The 16,567-nt window shown below is 49.9% G+C and carries 13 protein-coding genes; 5 read left to right on the top strand and 8 right to left on the bottom strand.

Features of this window, described 5'->3' with window-relative positions:
• Positions 1-324: 324 nt before the first annotated feature.
• From ABD07_RS02715 to ABD07_RS02690, 6 genes are all read right to left on the bottom strand, one after another.
• A complete protein-coding gene (locus ABD07_RS02715) occupies positions 325-1,548 on the bottom strand; it encodes a tyrosine-type recombinase/integrase (RefSeq protein ID WP_160817014.1) in 1,224 nt (407 codons plus the stop codon).
• A gap of 741 nt (positions 1,549-2,289) precedes the next feature.
• On the bottom strand, positions 2,290-3,411 hold the full coding sequence (locus tag ABD07_RS02710) for a TIGR03118 family protein (RefSeq protein WP_160817013.1): 1,122 nt from the start codon (positions 3,409-3,411) through the stop codon (positions 2,290-2,292).
• 314 nt (positions 3,412-3,725) lie between these two features.
• Entirely contained in the window at positions 3,726-4,010 is a 285-nt protein-coding gene (locus tag ABD07_RS02705) for a hypothetical protein (RefSeq protein ID WP_160817012.1), read from the bottom strand.
• A gap of 39 nt (positions 4,011-4,049) precedes the next feature.
• A complete protein-coding gene (gene dapF / locus ABD07_RS02700) occupies positions 4,050-4,889 on the bottom strand; it encodes a diaminopimelate epimerase (RefSeq protein ID WP_160817011.1) in 840 nt (279 codons plus the stop codon).
• Between the two features lie 59 nt (positions 4,890-4,948).
• On the bottom strand, positions 4,949-5,401 hold the full coding sequence (locus ABD07_RS02695; RefSeq protein ID WP_108698237.1) for a GNAT family N-acetyltransferase: 453 nt from the start codon (positions 5,399-5,401) through the stop codon (positions 4,949-4,951).
• Positions 5,398-6,504 carry a D-alanine--D-alanine ligase family protein gene (locus ABD07_RS02690; protein ID WP_160817010.1) on the bottom strand — a complete coding sequence of 369 codons (1,107 nt, stop codon included), beginning with the start codon at positions 6,502-6,504 and terminating at the stop codon, positions 5,398-5,400. Before ABD07_RS02690 ends, ABD07_RS02695 begins: the two co-directional genes overlap by 4 nt.
• A 281-nt stretch (positions 6,505-6,785) precedes the next feature.
• Between ABD07_RS02690 and ABD07_RS02685 the strand changes: the two genes are divergently transcribed.
• From ABD07_RS02685 to ABD07_RS02665, 5 genes are all read left to right on the top strand, one after another.
• A complete protein-coding gene (locus ABD07_RS02685) occupies positions 6,786-8,315 on the top strand; it encodes a type I restriction-modification system subunit M (RefSeq protein ID WP_160817009.1) in 1,530 nt (509 codons plus the stop codon).
• The gene (locus tag ABD07_RS15265; protein WP_160817008.1) at positions 8,312-9,514 is read left to right on the top strand and encodes a restriction endonuclease subunit S; all 1,203 of its coding nucleotides are present in this window, start codon (positions 8,312-8,314) and stop codon (positions 9,512-9,514) included. Before ABD07_RS02685 ends, ABD07_RS15265 begins: the two co-directional genes overlap by 4 nt.
• A 217-nt stretch (positions 9,515-9,731) precedes the next feature.
• The gene (locus ABD07_RS02675) at positions 9,732-9,917 is read left to right on the top strand and encodes a hypothetical protein (RefSeq protein ID WP_160817007.1); all 186 of its coding nucleotides are present in this window, start codon (positions 9,732-9,734) and stop codon (positions 9,915-9,917) included.
• A 64-nt stretch (positions 9,918-9,981) separates the two neighbouring features.
• Positions 9,982-10,275 (top strand): GIY-YIG nuclease family protein, encoded by a 294-nt coding sequence (locus tag ABD07_RS02670; protein ID WP_160817006.1) that lies wholly within the window; start codon positions 9,982-9,984, stop codon positions 10,273-10,275.
• Positions 10,276-10,364: 89 nt separating this feature from the next.
• Complete coding sequence (locus ABD07_RS02665) at positions 10,365-13,733, top strand: DEAD/DEAH box helicase family protein (RefSeq protein WP_160817005.1); 3,369 nt, start codon at positions 10,365-10,367, stop codon at positions 13,731-13,733.
• A gap of 46 nt (positions 13,734-13,779) precedes the next feature.
• Here ABD07_RS02665 and ABD07_RS02660 read toward each other — a convergent pair whose 3' ends face one another.
• Together ABD07_RS02660 and ahr are read right to left on the bottom strand one after the other, a co-directional pair.
• Complete coding sequence (locus tag ABD07_RS02660) at positions 13,780-14,952, bottom strand: acyltransferase family protein (protein ID WP_160817004.1); 1,173 nt, start codon at positions 14,950-14,952, stop codon at positions 13,780-13,782.
• A 353-nt stretch (positions 14,953-15,305) separates the two neighbouring features.
• On the bottom strand, positions 15,306-16,310 hold the full coding sequence (gene ahr / locus ABD07_RS02655) for an NADPH-dependent aldehyde reductase Ahr (protein ID WP_160817003.1): 1,005 nt from the start codon (positions 16,308-16,310) through the stop codon (positions 15,306-15,308).
• Positions 16,311-16,567 lie beyond the last annotated feature (257 nt).

Below are 16,567 nucleotides of genomic sequence, written 5' to 3'. Positions count from 1 at the left end.
AGGAGGTGCCAATTGAAAATACAATAAGCAATTTCTTTAGTTTTTTATCGCTTGAATGGGGCGGCAACAGGAAAATTCCGCGCTGCATTTTCGCATTTAAACTTGCTGCGGAATCCAGAAACGTAGGGCAAGAATTGAAGCGAAAAACTGATGAATTACCCCTGAGAGTAGGGCGCGCCCTACTAATTCCGTTGACAGTCATGGAAAAGTAGGGCGGCTATAAGCTAATAACAAAGCCATTCTTGATTATTCCGCCCTACTCGCCCTACTTGCCCTACTCAAAAAATAGGGGTTAGGGATAAAATGATTTTGTCGTCGTAAAAATCAAACCGCATTTTTAAATAATGGAATAACCGTTTCATTATTTTTCAATGCGTCAATATAGTCCGCCCATTGCTGAATCAATTTGTGGCGCTCTTCTAGGAATTGTGTTCTGTCATAAGCTGCTTGAACTTCACCTTTTTTTGCATGTGCTATTTGTGCTTCCAATACATCAGGTGCAATGCGCAGTCTTTCCCGTGCTATGGTTCTAAAGGTTGCCCGGAATCCATGCGTTACGGTTTTATCACGCATTCCATTTTCCCTGAGTACCTTGCTTAAACTATCGCGGTGCATGTGCTTATTGATCGGATCAGTGATACCCGGAAACACGAACGGCGATTCACCGGCTAGATCGCGTAATTTACACAGGGTTGATATCAGTTGATCGGGTAGGGGTGTGATATGGTCGTTACCCATTTTCATCCGGCTGGCTGGAATGTGCCATTCCTTATTATCCAGGTTCAATTCATCCCATCGCATACCGGCGACAACACCGGGACGGGTTGCTGTGTATAGGCACACTAGCAAGGCTACCCTTGAATGAATTGAGTTTATTCCTTCAATTGCTTTGAGCAAGGCTGGCAGATCGCCGGGTTTTGTGACAGCGGCATAATGTCCTTTCTTGCAGTCTGGTAGCGCACCCTTCAGAGACAGTTCACGGCCATCTTCACGCAAGCCTTCCTGAATCGCATAATGAATGATCTGATTGGAATATTGCCGTGCTTTTATTGCCAGCCGTGGGGCGCGTTCGTGGATCTCCAATAAAACCAGCTTGATATCAGCGGATGAAATCTCAGAAATTGCTTTCTTTGCCAGTCTTGGTAGTAGGGAGTCATCCAGTATTTCCCGTGCCTTGCGTGCCGTTTCTTTTGCCCATCCTTTGGATTTGTGGGTATACCATTCTTCAGCTACGGCTTTAAATGTGCCACGTGTCGCGGTTTCCTGTTTCAGTTTTTCCGATTTCTTATGGTCGACAGGATCAATACCTTGTAATAATCTTTGCCTGATTTCATCGGCATGTGCCCGTGCTATAGTTGCCGAAATATCGGGATATGATCCAAGGCCGATCATATTCCGCCTGCCATCCGGCCGCTGATACCTCAACGTCCATCTCTTATTCCCGTTTGTGTCCACAATCAGCATCAATCCTTTGCCATCTTGCTTTGTTTCGCCGGGCTTCGCTGTCTTGATTTCAAGATCAGTAAGATTCTTAATAATTTTCGGCATGGTTCGGGTCTCATGAAATTCCTATACCAAAAACTATACCAAAAAAATACCGGCTGCTGATGAATTAATACGGACTAGCATGGACGCCATTTTTATAAAATGGCTTATCTGTTGAACTGTAGAAAGGGGTTTCTGGATTTCTATGGAATCGTGCGGAAGGCAGTTCGGGGTTTCTTCTGGCACCATCAATACTTATAACAGTTTGTTTGTATAGCAAATATCTTATATTCAAACTGTCTTACCATAAACTATGCCGCAAAAATTGCTGAGTGATTTTTGCGCATTATTTTCAGTGAATTTCTGTTATTTCCGACCTTATAGCACATTGGTGATGCTATGTATTGCATTAATATAATGGCGATAGGGAAAATTTAAATACCTCCGCGCGATCTATTTGTTCGACAAGAACAGCATTGCACAGGTAAAAGAGATAACAAGCCCCAATAATACGAAAGCTAATACAGCCCCATTGCCGGTTAGTATAAAGCTTCCGTAGAGGAGCAAGGAAATTACTAATGAGCCGATCATGAGAATTTTTTTCATCGCAACATATCCTTTCTAGTGATTAATCAAAGCCCGTTAGAACCATCTGCCCGATTTTTTCTGAGCGCAGGCGATGGAAACGCCAATGCCGGATTTTTCCGGAACTCCGCGCATTCTTCCATCAATGAGAGAAAAGGGCAAAGCCTGTTTTACTTCCCGCAGCAGAATTAATGGCGGAGTTGTTATCCGGCGGATCAGCTAGCTTCGATTACGATGTGCAATCACGCCGCTGAGGGAGACCAGGCCAATGAGCAACATGGCATAAGCCGATGGCTCTGGTACAGGAGTCAAAACACCGAATAATCCGTGACTTTCATCGTCAGGCCCAGCGGTGAAATACAACAGATGGCTACTTCCCGCCAAACCATCATTACCGGGCGATATTGCCCAGAGTCCGTCGATTGCGACAGGGTTGCCATCCGAACCAAGCACTTGCCCTAGATATGCATGCGTTGCAGGGTCAAAGGCGCTGATATGGCCATCGCCAAAATTACCCACCAGCAGCGCTCCGGCCATCGATCCGAAGGATGAAGGAGCGATTGCCAACCCCCAAGGCGCATTTAAAGTACCGCCAGTCGCAATCCGAGACAGGAAGTTTCCCCGCAAGTCATAGGCATCCACCAGACCGAGTCCCGGTCCTGCCACTTCATCCGGCGATAACGGGTCTTGCTGGGCATAAGTCACATACAGCGTACCACCCAAGTTTTGCACATTAAACGGTGCATAGCCAGCCGGAAGGGCAGGGTCCGTGAATGAACCCGGAAGGGATGGAGATGCGATGGAACCTGGGAATACATCGATTGCGCCGGAATGGAAATTGGCGGCGTAAAGATAGCTGTCTCCGGCAATCGTGCCGAGTGCTGCGCCTTTATAGAGGGAAGACGCGGATGCCGTAGCGAGCGTTTCGGCCGTTGAACCCAAAGCGGGGCGCCAGCCCGAAACGGTGCCGTCTTCGCTTACGAATAAAAAGCGATCGCCATTGAATGCGCTAGTGCCGTTGAAAACCTGGCCGGTGACATTACCGGCACCTGGGATCGAAACGGTTAAGGCTAGCTTGCTGGTTGTTTGATCGACCGGGTTTACGCTGTATAGAGGCGATGTTCCACTACCGTTGGCGGAGATCCAGAAGGGTCCGGTGGGTGCGTAAGACAATCCCCACGCGTTAATTAGGCCAGCATCCGTGATTTGCGCGGCATTGGCGCTTTGATCGTCCGTGACCAGATTGTTAATATTGAATAGAGCGGCGTGAGAGGGCAGTGCAAAAGAAATTAAAAATAAACCGGCAACAAGTGCCGTGCGATGGAGTCGAATTTTATGCATGATTAAGCTCCTGTCTGTATGGGCCGGTGCTAGAGATTGAATTCAACAATACTTCTTGAATGGAATGCGCAACGGCCGGTATGAAATAGTTTTAAAAAATTAGAAACACCCTTCCTCGAATTGACGCAAATCCCATTTACATTAAATTGAATGGTTTGTCAAAATATATATTATTTTGATGATTTGATTCATTAATATGCAAGTGTATCCGCTTCGCTTTGAGGGCGAAGCGGACGAAACGGCAAGGGAGAAATCGATGGCTTTGAGTTTTGCGATCTAGCCGATTGAGAATCGGCTAGAGAGGGAATTGAATGTTATTCGACGAGTGATTTTTGCTTCATCTCATTTTCTTTTTTCAGTTTCCACTTGATTGTTACGTAGGTGCCAAAATACGCACCCAAAAAAGCGGCTGCAATATAAATTTTGTTTTCGACATAATTGGTGACGGTGAATGCCGTGACCAGAATAATCATTGCAGACCAGAATGCGGCGGGGTGCGCTCTTCTTTCTTCTACATCGATGAAATATAGCGTCCAGCAGACATCAGCGAGTGCCATTGCAGCCATGATTAATAAAAAAGTAACAATTGAAAATTCCATAAAGAAAAACCTTAAGTAAGCACTCGCGCGGGTTGCGAATTACCAGTTTTGTTGTTGCTGGTGATGGTGGTAGTCAATCGGACCGTTGGATTTGGGGTGAATGCTGTTCACAAATCCGGTGACCTTGCCTTGATAACGCGTCAGGCCGCGAATTGACAAGCGTCCGTCAGTGTTCGAAATTTTCAGGCTGCCGCCGAGCGAATTCGTGATGATCGGTAATGGCGTGCCGAAGACTTTTGCCGCCACATACGCGCTTGCCGCGCTGCCTGTACCGCAGCTCAGCGTGACATCCTCCACGCCGACTTCAAACGTGCGCACGGAAATGCCGTCCGCATCGCGCCAGATAAAATTAACGTTAACGCCTTCCGGGTGACCGACAAATTCACACAGCGATTTTTCTTCGCGTATCGATTTGCCAAAGATTCTGGCGTTTTCCAAGCTCATTTCCGAACCGATCACCACCACATGCGGAACACCGGTGAAAACGTAATGCAGTTGATCGTTAATTTGCCGGTATTCTCGCGCTTCGCCCAAATTCACCTCGGTCAAATCGTCGATGACGCGTACTTCCTTTTTGCCGTCGCCGGTGACAATCGAAAAAATGTCATTACGGATGTAGGTATCGTGCAAATAGCGCGTGGCGCAACGCAGACCGTTACCGCACATGGTTTCCTCGGTGCCGTCGCGATCGAAGATTTTCATCGTCGGTGTGCGTTGCAGCGGATCCACATCGACGAAAAGAATGCCGTCGGTTTCGTGTTGTGTGGCCAGCGCGCTGGAAATCAGCGAACGGTTAAATCCAGCCAAAGGTGTTTTCATCTCATCCACCACGAGGAAAGAATTGCCACACCCATCCATTTTTGTCGCTTTAATTCTCATGATCCAGTCCGTCTCTTGAATGCATCGTTATGAAATGGCAAGAACAGCTGCTTTCCTGCCTAGCTAAAGGGCCTGTAGCCCGCCCGTCTTGTGAGATGGGCCTGGGCTACGCCCGGGATAAATTCATCCTGCACAATGCCGGTCAGGGCAAAGCCGTTTTTCAGATAAAACCGCAAACTTTCATTGGCATCGGCGTCGGTTACGACATTGAGGATTTTTCCGCCTTGCCGCTCAATTTCCGCGAAAACACTATCCAGCATCAGAGAACCGAAGCCTTTGCTGCGATGCGCCTTATCAACCGCCAATGTCAGCAGGTGATAGGTATCAACCGTCTTTCTGGCGATGGCGTAACCGACCGGTTTGCCGTTATCCATGGCGCAAACGCCAAAATTCTTACCGCGTGCGATGTCTTCCAATTCGTCGCGAATGGCTGCTTCATACATGGAACCAATGTCTTGCAGCGCAATTTTTATCAGGTCGGCGTGCAGTTCCTTGGAGATCGATACAATCATGATGCGTGCTCCGCCGTTGGTTTTCCTAAAAGGGTGTACACCCGGTCGCGATAGGTGATTGTGCCTGCGTGAGCCGCTTTGCCAATGGCTTGATGCGCCAGGTCCTCCAGCAGTCCGGTTTTCCCTGCGAATCGTTCCGGGTATCTGAGCGAAAGCCGCTGCACGGCGGTGTAAACGATCAGAGCGATCATGTCGTTGTGCGCGATGTTTGCGTGCCGGCACATATTGGTCAGATCCGCTTCGGTTGGGTGAACGCCAGGAATCACATTGGCTTCGAGAAAATACAGCTGGCCATCGCGTTCGCGGAAATCCATGCGGTTATAGTCGCGCACCTCAAGTGCTTCGTGCGCCTCAATGGCGATTTTCGCGTAGCTTTTCGCTTTTTCGCTCCAATCGAGATGCGAAATGTAGGGATTCTCGATATCTTTTACATGCGGATCGCGCACATGCGGTTGTCCGGGAATCTTGGCGAAGTCGATTTCGAGGATAGGCAGCACATAATTGCCAATCAGGCCGATGGTGTATTCGTTACCGGGCAGGAATTCCTCAACCAGTGCGGGCTGGTTGAATTGTGCATAAACCGCGCTCACGGCTTCATTGAGTTCGGCAATCGTGTGCACTTTGCTCTTTTGGCTGATGCCGATGCTGGTGCCTTCGCTGTAGGGCTTGACCATCAACGGGAAAGCTAAATCGCCGAGCTGCTCCCCCGGCATCATGAGCTGGAAGCGCGCGGTCGGCACAGCATCATACGCAACGATCTTCTTGGCCGTCGCCTTATCCATTTTGTTGATGAAAGTCTTGGGGCTGCTGCCGGTGTAGGGAATATGCAGATGTTCGCAAAAGAACGGCACGATAGCTTCGCGCAATTCCTTTTCATCCAATCCTTCGGTGTTATTGAAGACCAAATCGATCTGTTCTTTGCGTTTTTCGAGCTGCGCGTAAATATCCGGTCCGACATCGATCAATTCGACATTCGCGCCGATGCGTTCAAGTGCTGCTGTCACCGCATTGATGGTATCCGGACCTTCAAACTCACCATAGCGTTCGTCTTCCATCCATGGCTTTCTTACATTACAGGTATAGGCAATATTCAGTTTTCTCATAACGAGCGCGGAGCGAGCATATTTTATTAGTTAAATTTTTTGTAAAGCTGCAATTCTGACGCTCCCATCAAGCCGGGAGCCTGTCATTCGAGAGCAATTAACGAAGCAGGTTACTATTCGTTGACAGAGGAGGATGGTTAAACGGTAATATTTTTTACGCCGGGCGAATACCTGGCGGTAATAGATGGAATGCTGAATGCTAAGCACCAGATTTTCGTTCATTTTCCGTGCCGGTTGTTGTACGCTGCGGTCTTTCACGATAGAGCACAAGTATCCAAATCATGATTACCGGCGCCATTAAGAATCAAGTCGATCAAATCTGGAACACCTTCTCGGCGGGCGGCGTGTCCAATCCGCTGTCGGTGATCGAGCAGATTACCTATCTGTTGTTCGCCAAACGCCTGGATGAGATGCATATCGCGAAGGAAAAAAAAGCCAGTCTGCTTGGCGAGCCGGTTGAGAACCCCATTTTTGAAGTACAGCAAAGCGATCTGCGCTGGTCGCGCTTCAAGGATTTCGATCCCGAGCGCAAGTTCACCGTGTTCCGCGACCAAGTGTTTCCGTTCATCAAATCGCTCAATGGCTGCGCGGGCAGTGCATATACGCGTTTCATGAAGGATGCGGTGTTCATCATTCCGACCCCGGCGCTGCTGGATAAAGTCACCAACATGCTCGATGCCATCCCGATGCACGACCGCGACACCAAAGGCGATCTGTATGAATACATGCTGTCGAAGATCGCCACCGCTGGAAGAAATGGGCAGTTTCGCACGCCGCGGCATATCATCAAGCTGATGGTAGAACTTACCGCCCCGACGCCGAAGGACATCATCGGCGATCCGGCGTGCGGCACCTGCGGTTATCTGGTCGTGGCGGCGGAATACCTGGAGCAGCAGCACAAAACCATGCTGCTCGATGAAACGTTGAAGGAACATTTTCATCACCACATGTTCCACGGCGCGGATTTCGATTCGTCCATGCTGCGCATCGGCGCGATGAATATGACGCTGCACGGCATCGACAACCCGTCGATTGAGAATCGCGACAGCCTCAGCGAAGACCATTCGTTGCATCGCAACGCCTACACGCTGATTCTGGCCAATCCGCCGTTCAAAGGCTCGCTCGATTTTGACGGTACCGCCAAGGACCTGCTGCAAGTGTGCAAAACCAAAAAAACCGAACTGCTGTTCATCAGCCTGTTCTTGCAACAACTTAAACCCGGCGGGCGCTGCGCCTGCATCGTGCCGGACGGCGTGCTGTTCGGCTCCAGCAACGCACACCGGCAACTGCGGCAAACCCTGGTGGAACAGCACCAGCTCAACGCCGTCATCTCCATGCCCGCCGGCGTATTCAAACCCTACGCCGGCGTGTCGACCGCGATCCTGATCTTCACCCGCACCGACTCCGGCGGCACGGATAACGTATGGTTTTATGACATGCAGGCCGACGGCTACAGCCTGGACGACAAGCGCGAACCGCTATTGACGCCGGAACAACAGCAGGAACTCATCCGTCATTCCCGCGCAGGCGGGAATCCAGTGCTTCATGCCAGGAATAATATCCCGGACATTATTGCCCGGTATGAGCAGTGGAAAACGACCCCACAGGATTTCGAGGATAAAAAACAACAGGCTTTTGCGGTGAGCAAGGCGGACATCGCCGTCAACCAATACGATCTGTCGATCAACCGCTACCGGGAAATTGAATACCAGCAGGTCGAATATGAATCGCCGCTGGTGATTCTGGATCGATTGGAGGCGCTGGAGGTGGAGATTCAGGAGGATTTGAAGGTGCTGAGAGGGATGTTGTGAGTTTATTTCGCCTACTTAAAATATCTGATTTTTGTAAAACCGGAAGTGGTGGAACTCCTGCCAGACAGATTGCAAATTATTATGAGAACGGCGATATACCGTGGGTAAAATCTGGTGAGCTTCGTGAAAATATAATTTTTGATACGGAAGAAAAAATAACAGAAGAAGCGCTACAAAAATCTAGTGCAAAGATTGTACCAAAAGGCTCATTGCTATTAGCAATGTATGGTGCAACCGTAGGGCGACTTGCTTTTCTGGGAATAGATGCAGCAACAAATCAAGCAATATGCAATATCCAGCCGGATGAAAATATATGTTTCCCAAAATATCTTTATTATGCGCTGCTTCAGAAAGTGCCTGAGTTCTTAAACATGGCGACTGGAGGAGCACAGCCAAATATTAGCCAGTCTTTAATTAGAGAGACAGAAATCTTACTTCCGTCTTTGGAAGAACAAAAACGCATTGCTGCGATACTGGACAAAGCCGATGCCATACGCCGCAAGCGCCAGCAAGTCATAGCCCTTACCGACCAGTTCCTCCGCTCTGTTTTTCTGGATCTGTTTGGTGATCCGGTGACGAATCCTAAGGGATGGAAAACAATACCGCTGGATGAGATTGCAGATATCCATTCAGGCATTACAAAAGGGCGAAAAATCAGAGAGCAGGTTTTAACTGAGATACCTTATATGCGTGTGGCCAATGTTCAAGATGGATACATTCAACTAGATGATGTGGCGACTATCGCAATTTCTGATGAAGAAAAAGAGCGATATTTGCTCATGAAACATGACATTCTGCTAACCGAAGGTGGGGATCCTGATAAATTGGGCAGAGGAGCCGTTTGGCAAGCGCAAATTGATCCGTGCATTCATCAAAATCATATATTCAGAGTACGTATAAGGAATGATGAAGAATTTATGCCGCATTACTTGAGTACACTAATCGGTAGTCAATATGGGAAGCGATATTTTTTGATTGCTGCAAAGCAAACGACAGGAATTGCAACAATTAATAAAACTCAGCTGAAAGAATTTCCCGTTCTTGTTCCATCAATTCAATTGCAAAAAAAGTTTTCTAATATTGTTGAGAAAATCGAGTTTCAGAGTCAAAAAATAACAGGCAACAGACTAATGATGGAAAAACTTTTTGTTTCTTTAACTCAACGCGCATTTCGTGGTGAATTGAACCGGGTTGAATAGATGACGATTGTTAGAAATAAATTTGGGTAAACTGGATATTGTGGATACCGGCCTTCGCCGGTATGACGATAAGAATGTCACCATGCCCCCGTCATTCTGGCGTAGGCCAGAATCCATTCACGGTGGAATTGATGTCACGCATGGTGGTGTGTGAATGTGGATACCGGCCTGCGCCGGTATGACGAATGGTTGGGTGAGGGTTGTGGTGGTATGACGGATGGGGCTGGGTGAAGGCTGCGGTGGTTGTGATGGGATGGTTATCAAGGACGGTTGCGGCGGTTTTTGGATTACCGGGCTTGCGGCGATTACCGGCATAACGATAAGAATGTCGCCATGCCCCCGTCATTCTGGCGTAGGCCAGAATCCATTCACGGTGGAGTTGATGTCACGTACGGCGGTGTGAGTGTGGATACCGGCTTGCGTCGGTATGACGGCAGATCGGTTTGAGGTGGGAGCAGTTGTTAATCATGACTGAGAAACAACCGGCGGTTTATATATTGGCCAGCAAGAGGAATGGCACGTTGTACATCGGCGTGACATCGAATCTCATCCGGCGGGTTTGGGAGCACAAGAATGATTTGGCGGATGGTTTTACCAAGAAATATCAGGTGCATCAGTTGGTCTGGTATGAGTTGCATGAAACGATGGATTCCGCAATCAGCCGGGAGAAAGCGATGAAAAACTGGAAGCGCGCCTGGAAAATCAGCCGAATCGAAACGGTTAATCCTGACTGGAAGGATCTATATCAAAGCCTTTTGTAAAAGGAATGTTTGTTGGTGATAATTTTAATGGTCACAGTGGTGTGAAACCGTCTAACTTTAATTTTCTAGCAATACACTGGGACTTCCTGTTGAACGACGCCCGGCAGGCGGAAAGTTATACCTTGCGCGATCCGCGTGCGGCGGCGATTTATGCCCGCCGCACGTTGGAATTGTCGCTGCGCTGGCTGTTTGCCAACGATACGGCGCTTAAGGCACCGTATGAAAAAAGCCTGGCGGCCATGATTCACGAGCCGACGTTTGCCAATGCCATCAGGCAAGGGCTGTTTCACGATATCAAGTTCATCCACCGGCTCGGTAATGTCGCCGCGCATGGCGATCAACCTATTTCCGCGCAGGAAAGCCTGAAAGCCGCGATGGCGTTGCATAGCTTCCTCGGCTGGCTATCGCGCGTTTATACGCGCGACAATATTGCGCCACAACCGTTTCAAGCCGATTGGCTACCGCAGGCTGAGGCCCAAACTGTGCCGTTGACGGCGCAGCAGCTAGAACAAATTCAGCAGGAATTGGCGGCCAAAGATGCCGCCGCTGCGGCTGCGCACGAAAAATTGACGCGTACCGAAACCGAGCTGGCGCAATTGCGTGTGCAACTGGAAACATTGCAGCAACTCAAGCAAACCAATCAAAGAACCATCGGTAGCGGTGAATATACCGAAGCGCAGACGCGCGAGCTGATGATCGATGTGATGTTGCGCGAAGCGGGTTGGGATCCGAAAGCGCCGGATGTGGAGGAATTTGAAATGCGGGAGTGCATGCCGACCGCCAGCGGCGCACGCAACGGCACCGGTTATGCCGATTATGTGTTGTGGGGTGAGGATGGCAAACCGCTGGCGCTGGTGGAAGCGAAAAAGACCCGCAAAGACCCGGTCGCCGGTAAGCATCAGGCGGAATTGTATGCGCACTGCCTGGAACAACAGTTTGGCCAGCGTCCGCTGATTTATTACTCCAATGGCTATGCCACTTGGCTGTGGGACGACAGTTTTTATCCGCCGCGCGAAGTGCAGGGTTTCGCCACGCGCGAAGAATTGCAATGGCGCATTCATCAACGCACAGCGCGTCAGCCATTGAGCGCATTGCAACCGAAGCTCGAAATTACCGGACGGCATTACCAGATCGAAGCGGCAGCGCGTGTGATGGAGCATTTTGGCCGCGACCGCAAGCGCAAAAGCTTGATCGTAATGGCTACCGGTACCGGCAAGACCCGCTTGGCGATTGCGTTAGTCGACATGCTGATGCGCGCCAACTGGGTGCGGCGTGTGTTGTTTCTGGCCGACCGCAAGGCATTGGTGCGTCAGGCCAAGCGCGAATTCAACAAGCACTTGCCGCAGGTGTCGGTAGCGAGTTTGTTCGACAAAACCGGGGAAGATGCGCGTGTGCTGTTTTCCACCTACCCGGCGATGTTGAACTGCATCGACGGCACGCGGCGCGAACTCAAGGAGCCTTTTAGTGTGGCACATTTCGATCTGGTGATCATCGACGAAGCGCACCGCTCGGTGTATCAGAAGTACGGCGCGATTTTTGATTATTTCGATGCATTGTTGTTGGGATTGACCGCCACGCCGCGCGGTGAGGTGGATCGCAATACCTACCGGTTATTTGAACTCGACGATCACCAGCCGACGTATGCCTATGAGCTGGAGCAAGCGGTAGATGATGAATTTTTGGTGCCGCCGCGCGCGATTTCGGTGCCGCTCAAATTCCAGCGCGAGGGCATCCGTTACCACGACTTGCCGCCGGAAGAACAGGAAGAATACGAACAACAGGAGCGTTTCTACGATGAGGAAAACGGCGGACTGAAGGAAGTCATCGATCCGCCAGCACTCAATCAGTGGTTATTCAACGTGGATACCGTCAACAAAGTACTGATGCATTTGATGGAAAACGGCATTAAGGTGGAGGGCGGCGACAAGCTCGGTAAAACCATTATTTTTGCCAAGAACAGCAAGCATGCGGACTTTATCGTTGAACAATTCGACAAGAATTACCCGCATTACGCCGGTAAGTTCTGCCAGAAAATCGACTTTTCGGTGAAATATGCCCAAGACCTGATCGATGAATTCAGCCTCAAGCACCGGTTTCCACAAATTGCCGTGTCGGTCGATATGCTCGACACCGGCATCGACGTGCCGGAAGTCGTCAATCTGGTGTTTTTCAAGCTGGTGCGCTCGCGCGTCAAATTCTGGCAGATGATCGGACGCGGCACGCGCTTGTGCGAGGATTTGTTCGCCCCGGGAGAGCACAAGAAAGAATTCATCATTTTTGATTATTGCCAGAATTTGGAATTTTTTGATGCGCATCCCGCCGGATATGATGCCGCTGCGCAAGAATCGGTAAAACAAAAGGTTTTCAAACGGCGCTTGGAACTGGTTGCCGCGTTGCAAAGCGAATCTGTTGCAGATGTCGCACCCCAAGATTTTGCCGCGCAATTGAAAACACAATTACACGGCGCGGTGGCTGCGCTGGATTTGAACAATTTTATCGTGCGCAAGCAGCGGCAGGTGGTGGAAAAATACGCGCAAAAAGAGGTGTGGCAAAAACTGGATCAAGATGACTTGAACGTGTTGGCGGAGTGCATCAGCGGGTTGCCTTACGTGGATGATGACGATGAATTCGCGCGCCGCTTTGATTTGCTGATATTGAATTTGCAGATCGCGCTATTGCGGAACAATGCATCGCAAGCAAGCGATCAATTCAAGGTAAGGGAAATAGCCCGAGGATTGGAAGAGAAATCGGCGATTCCCCGCGTGGCGGCCCAATTGGTATTGATTCAGGATTTGCAAACCGATGTTTGGTGGCGGGATGTTACGTTACCGATGCTGGAAGAAGTCAGGATAAAGTTGCGGGGGTTGATTCAGTTTGCCGATGCTGAGAAAAAAGCGGATGTGTATACCCATTTCACCGATCAACTGCTCAGAGAAGATCAAACTGAATACAAGATCGTGCGGCGCGATCCGAATTTGCAAAACTACCGCGACCGCGTGCAACGTTTCATTCGCGAGCATCAGGATCACGTCACGGTTCGCCGCTTGAGGAATAACGAACCGATTACGCCAACCGACATTACCGCATTGGAAACCATTTTGTTTGCTGACAATGGCCCGATTCCCAAAGAAGAATATGCCAACATTTATGGTGAAGAACCGCTGGGCAAGCTGGTGCGCTCGGTTGTCGGGTTGGATCGCAATGCCGCCAAAGCGGTCTTTGCCGGTTTCTTAGCGCAACACCCTAGTTTGAACGCCGATCAAATGACTTTCTTGAATGAAATCGTTGAGTATCTGGTGAAAAACGGCGTTATGGAACCGCGAGTGATTTTCGAGACACCGTTTAATCATTATCACGAGCTCGGCGTGGCCGGAGTTTTTGGCGATGCATTGAGCCGGCAAATCGTCGAGCGTATTCAGGATGTGAACCGGAATGCGAGTGTTGTTGCCGCTCAATGATTTTGATGCGGCCCTTCAAACCCACTTCCGTCACAACAACGCCAGTTTATCTTCTTCTCTCGCCCGGTATCCAGGCCAGCTGCCAGCTGGGTGCGTACTTGGCTTCCAGCAGGCCGTTCAAGCGCAAGTTAATCCATTTGCGCGTGGGCATTTCCAGGTGCCGGTAGCTCCAGATCGCGATTGAGATAGCCGAGCCGACCATGCCCGCGACAAATAGGATGGATCCCGTTACGCTACTTTCCACGGGCAGCCCGGTGATGCTTTCCCAATCCTGTTTTGCAACAAACTGGACCAGGTAATGCCACATATAAATAGAGAATGACAATACGCCAATCGTGTGCAGGCCACGCGTGTCGAGGCAGGTGCATAAATAGCCGCGATCTTCCCAGGTCACCAATACGATCAAGGCCATCAAGCCAATTATCAGAACATCGGTTACACCAAAGTGGAGCGAAAAGAAGAGTGCGATAGAGGCAACAATCTGAATACTCGTCAGGTATTTGTCCGGCAAAGTGGAAACCGCGTTACGTGCTAAGAACAGCAACATGCCGATGGTGAATGCGGAGGCGGCGCGGATGGTGGACAAACGGAAGTTGTCATTGACATCGCTATCCGTCGCCATGCATAAGCAATAGAAAAGCACTGCAATGCATGACAACACCACTAAAGCCAGCTTGCGGTTATCGCCACTGATGGTTAAAAGCGCGGCAAAGAGTAAATAGCAAAAAAATTCCGCGCTCAGCGACCACGAGGGGAAATTCCATGTGACCCAATCGAACATGCCCCACGAGTGGATCAGAAACAGGTTGGCGGCCAGTGATTCGGGCGTGCGCAAGGAATCGTCGAACAAGCAGCAAGCTTCTTTTCCCAATCCCCAGTTGATCAGCGCGAGCAGCGTAAAGAAAAGTACGGTTGCCACCAACGTGATGAAATGCAAGGGATAAATTCGGGCAATCCGGGCAATCAGATAATGCAGAGTATCCTGCATGCTATAACGTCTGGGATGTTCGATGTCATACACATAGGCCATGACGAACCCGCTGAGAATGAAGAAGAAATCAACCCAGAGGTAGCCTTTGTAGAAATACAAGGTGATTTCATCGGGATCTATCGATGAGTGCAAATAGTATCGAAAATGAACGAAGACAACCATCATGGCTGCCCAACCGCGCAATGAAGTATGCGACCGGATTTCTTTTTTGTGTGAGATATGCATCATAAATTGGGCTTTCCACTGATGAAACCAGCCGTTCTTAACGGCAAGCGGTTTCAAATCTGCTGAATTGAAGTGTTAGGATTTGATGTGTTGGATTTATGCGTACCGGGCGAATCGGGGATGTACTGGATTGAAAAAATGCGCGCTATTATAAATGATTGACAAACGACCGCACCGCTAAATATTAATTGGCAAGCAAAAATTAACAGTTTGGATGGAGTGGATCGGCTCCGGAAAGTTCCCGGCAAAATGTTAAAGCTCCTATCCAGCGATCAGTTTTCTGCCCTTGACCCGGCGAAGATGGAATGAGGGGAGCATGAAAATTTTGCCTGACAACAGCCAGACAAAATCTCCTGTTATTGGTGACTTAATACAATGCGATATTTCGCTTGACCGCTCGCCAATCTGGCCAGCGCTTCATTGACTTGATCGAAACGGAAAACTTCAATGACCGGTTCGATCTTGTGCTGCGCGGCAAAATGCAACATGGTCGCGATAGCGGCGGGGCTGCCGACGGGGGAGCCCGACACCGAACACTGATTGGCGATCAGCGGGAATACATTGATATCCAGCGGTTCAAGCGGCACGCCGAGAAAATGCAGACGGCCCTTGGGGCGCAGGGTGGCGATATAGGCATTCCAATCCAGTTTGACGTTGACGGTGGTCAGAATCAGATCAAAACGGCCGGCCGCGGCAGCTAGTTCACTTGGTTTCTTTGTGTCCAGCACATCGTGCGCGCCCATCGCCAGCGCTTCCTTCTTTTTGTCTTCGCTCGAGGTGAAGGCGGTTACCTGGCAGCCCCATGCGCGCAGAAATTGCAGTGCGATATGCCCTAGACCGCCAATACCGATGACGGCGGCTTTAGCCGTGGGGGAAACGTTGTATTGCAGCAGCGGGTTGAAAACGGTAATTCCGCCACAGAACAGTGGACCCGCGTTTTGTGCGTTGAGGCCATCGGGCAATGCGGCAACACTAGCCGCTTTGGCGCGTACTTTGTCGGCAAAGCCGCCGTGGTGGCCTACGATGGTGGATTCCGGCTGCGCGCAGAGGTTATGGTCGCCGGACAGGCAGCTGTGGCAGGTCATGCAATAACCGGCATGCCAGCCCAGGCCGACGCGCTGACCTACTGATAGATTGCTGACATGCGCGCCTTTGGCTGCGATGGTGCCGATGATCTCATGGCCCGGCACAAAGGGATATTGGGTGATTCCCCAGTCATTGTGCAGCATGCTTAAATCGCTATGGCAAATGCCGCAATGCTCGACCGCGATTTCAACATCGTGAACGCCCAATGCGCCGGGATCGTATTCAAAAGGCTGGAGTTTTCCACCAGGCTCAAACGCTGCATACGCTTTTATCATGAATTTTCCTTTTACCTATCCGGTTAATCTTCGGGTTCAGCGTATTATGCGGCAATACAATGCTGCGTAGAAGACCAACACTGCGGCATTTTGACGACGGTTGCGAACATCTCGGAAGAAAAACCCCGCAACCGGCTGCGGGGTTTTGTGATACCGGCAATTCAATGGGATGAAGAATAATTTCTGTTGTTGCAAGCGGTTGGCTGTTACTTGATTGTTACTGCCTTAGTAAGGCTTATTTGTAAGAAATCTCAGGG

This window comes from Nitrosomonas oligotropha (assembly GCF_009833085.1).
In the GTDB taxonomy this organism is placed as follows: Bacteria; Pseudomonadota; Gammaproteobacteria; order Burkholderiales; family Nitrosomonadaceae; genus Nitrosomonas; species Nitrosomonas oligotropha.
The sequence above is the reverse complement of the archived record's forward strand: the minus strand, read 5'-3'. Positions and strand labels throughout refer to the sequence as shown.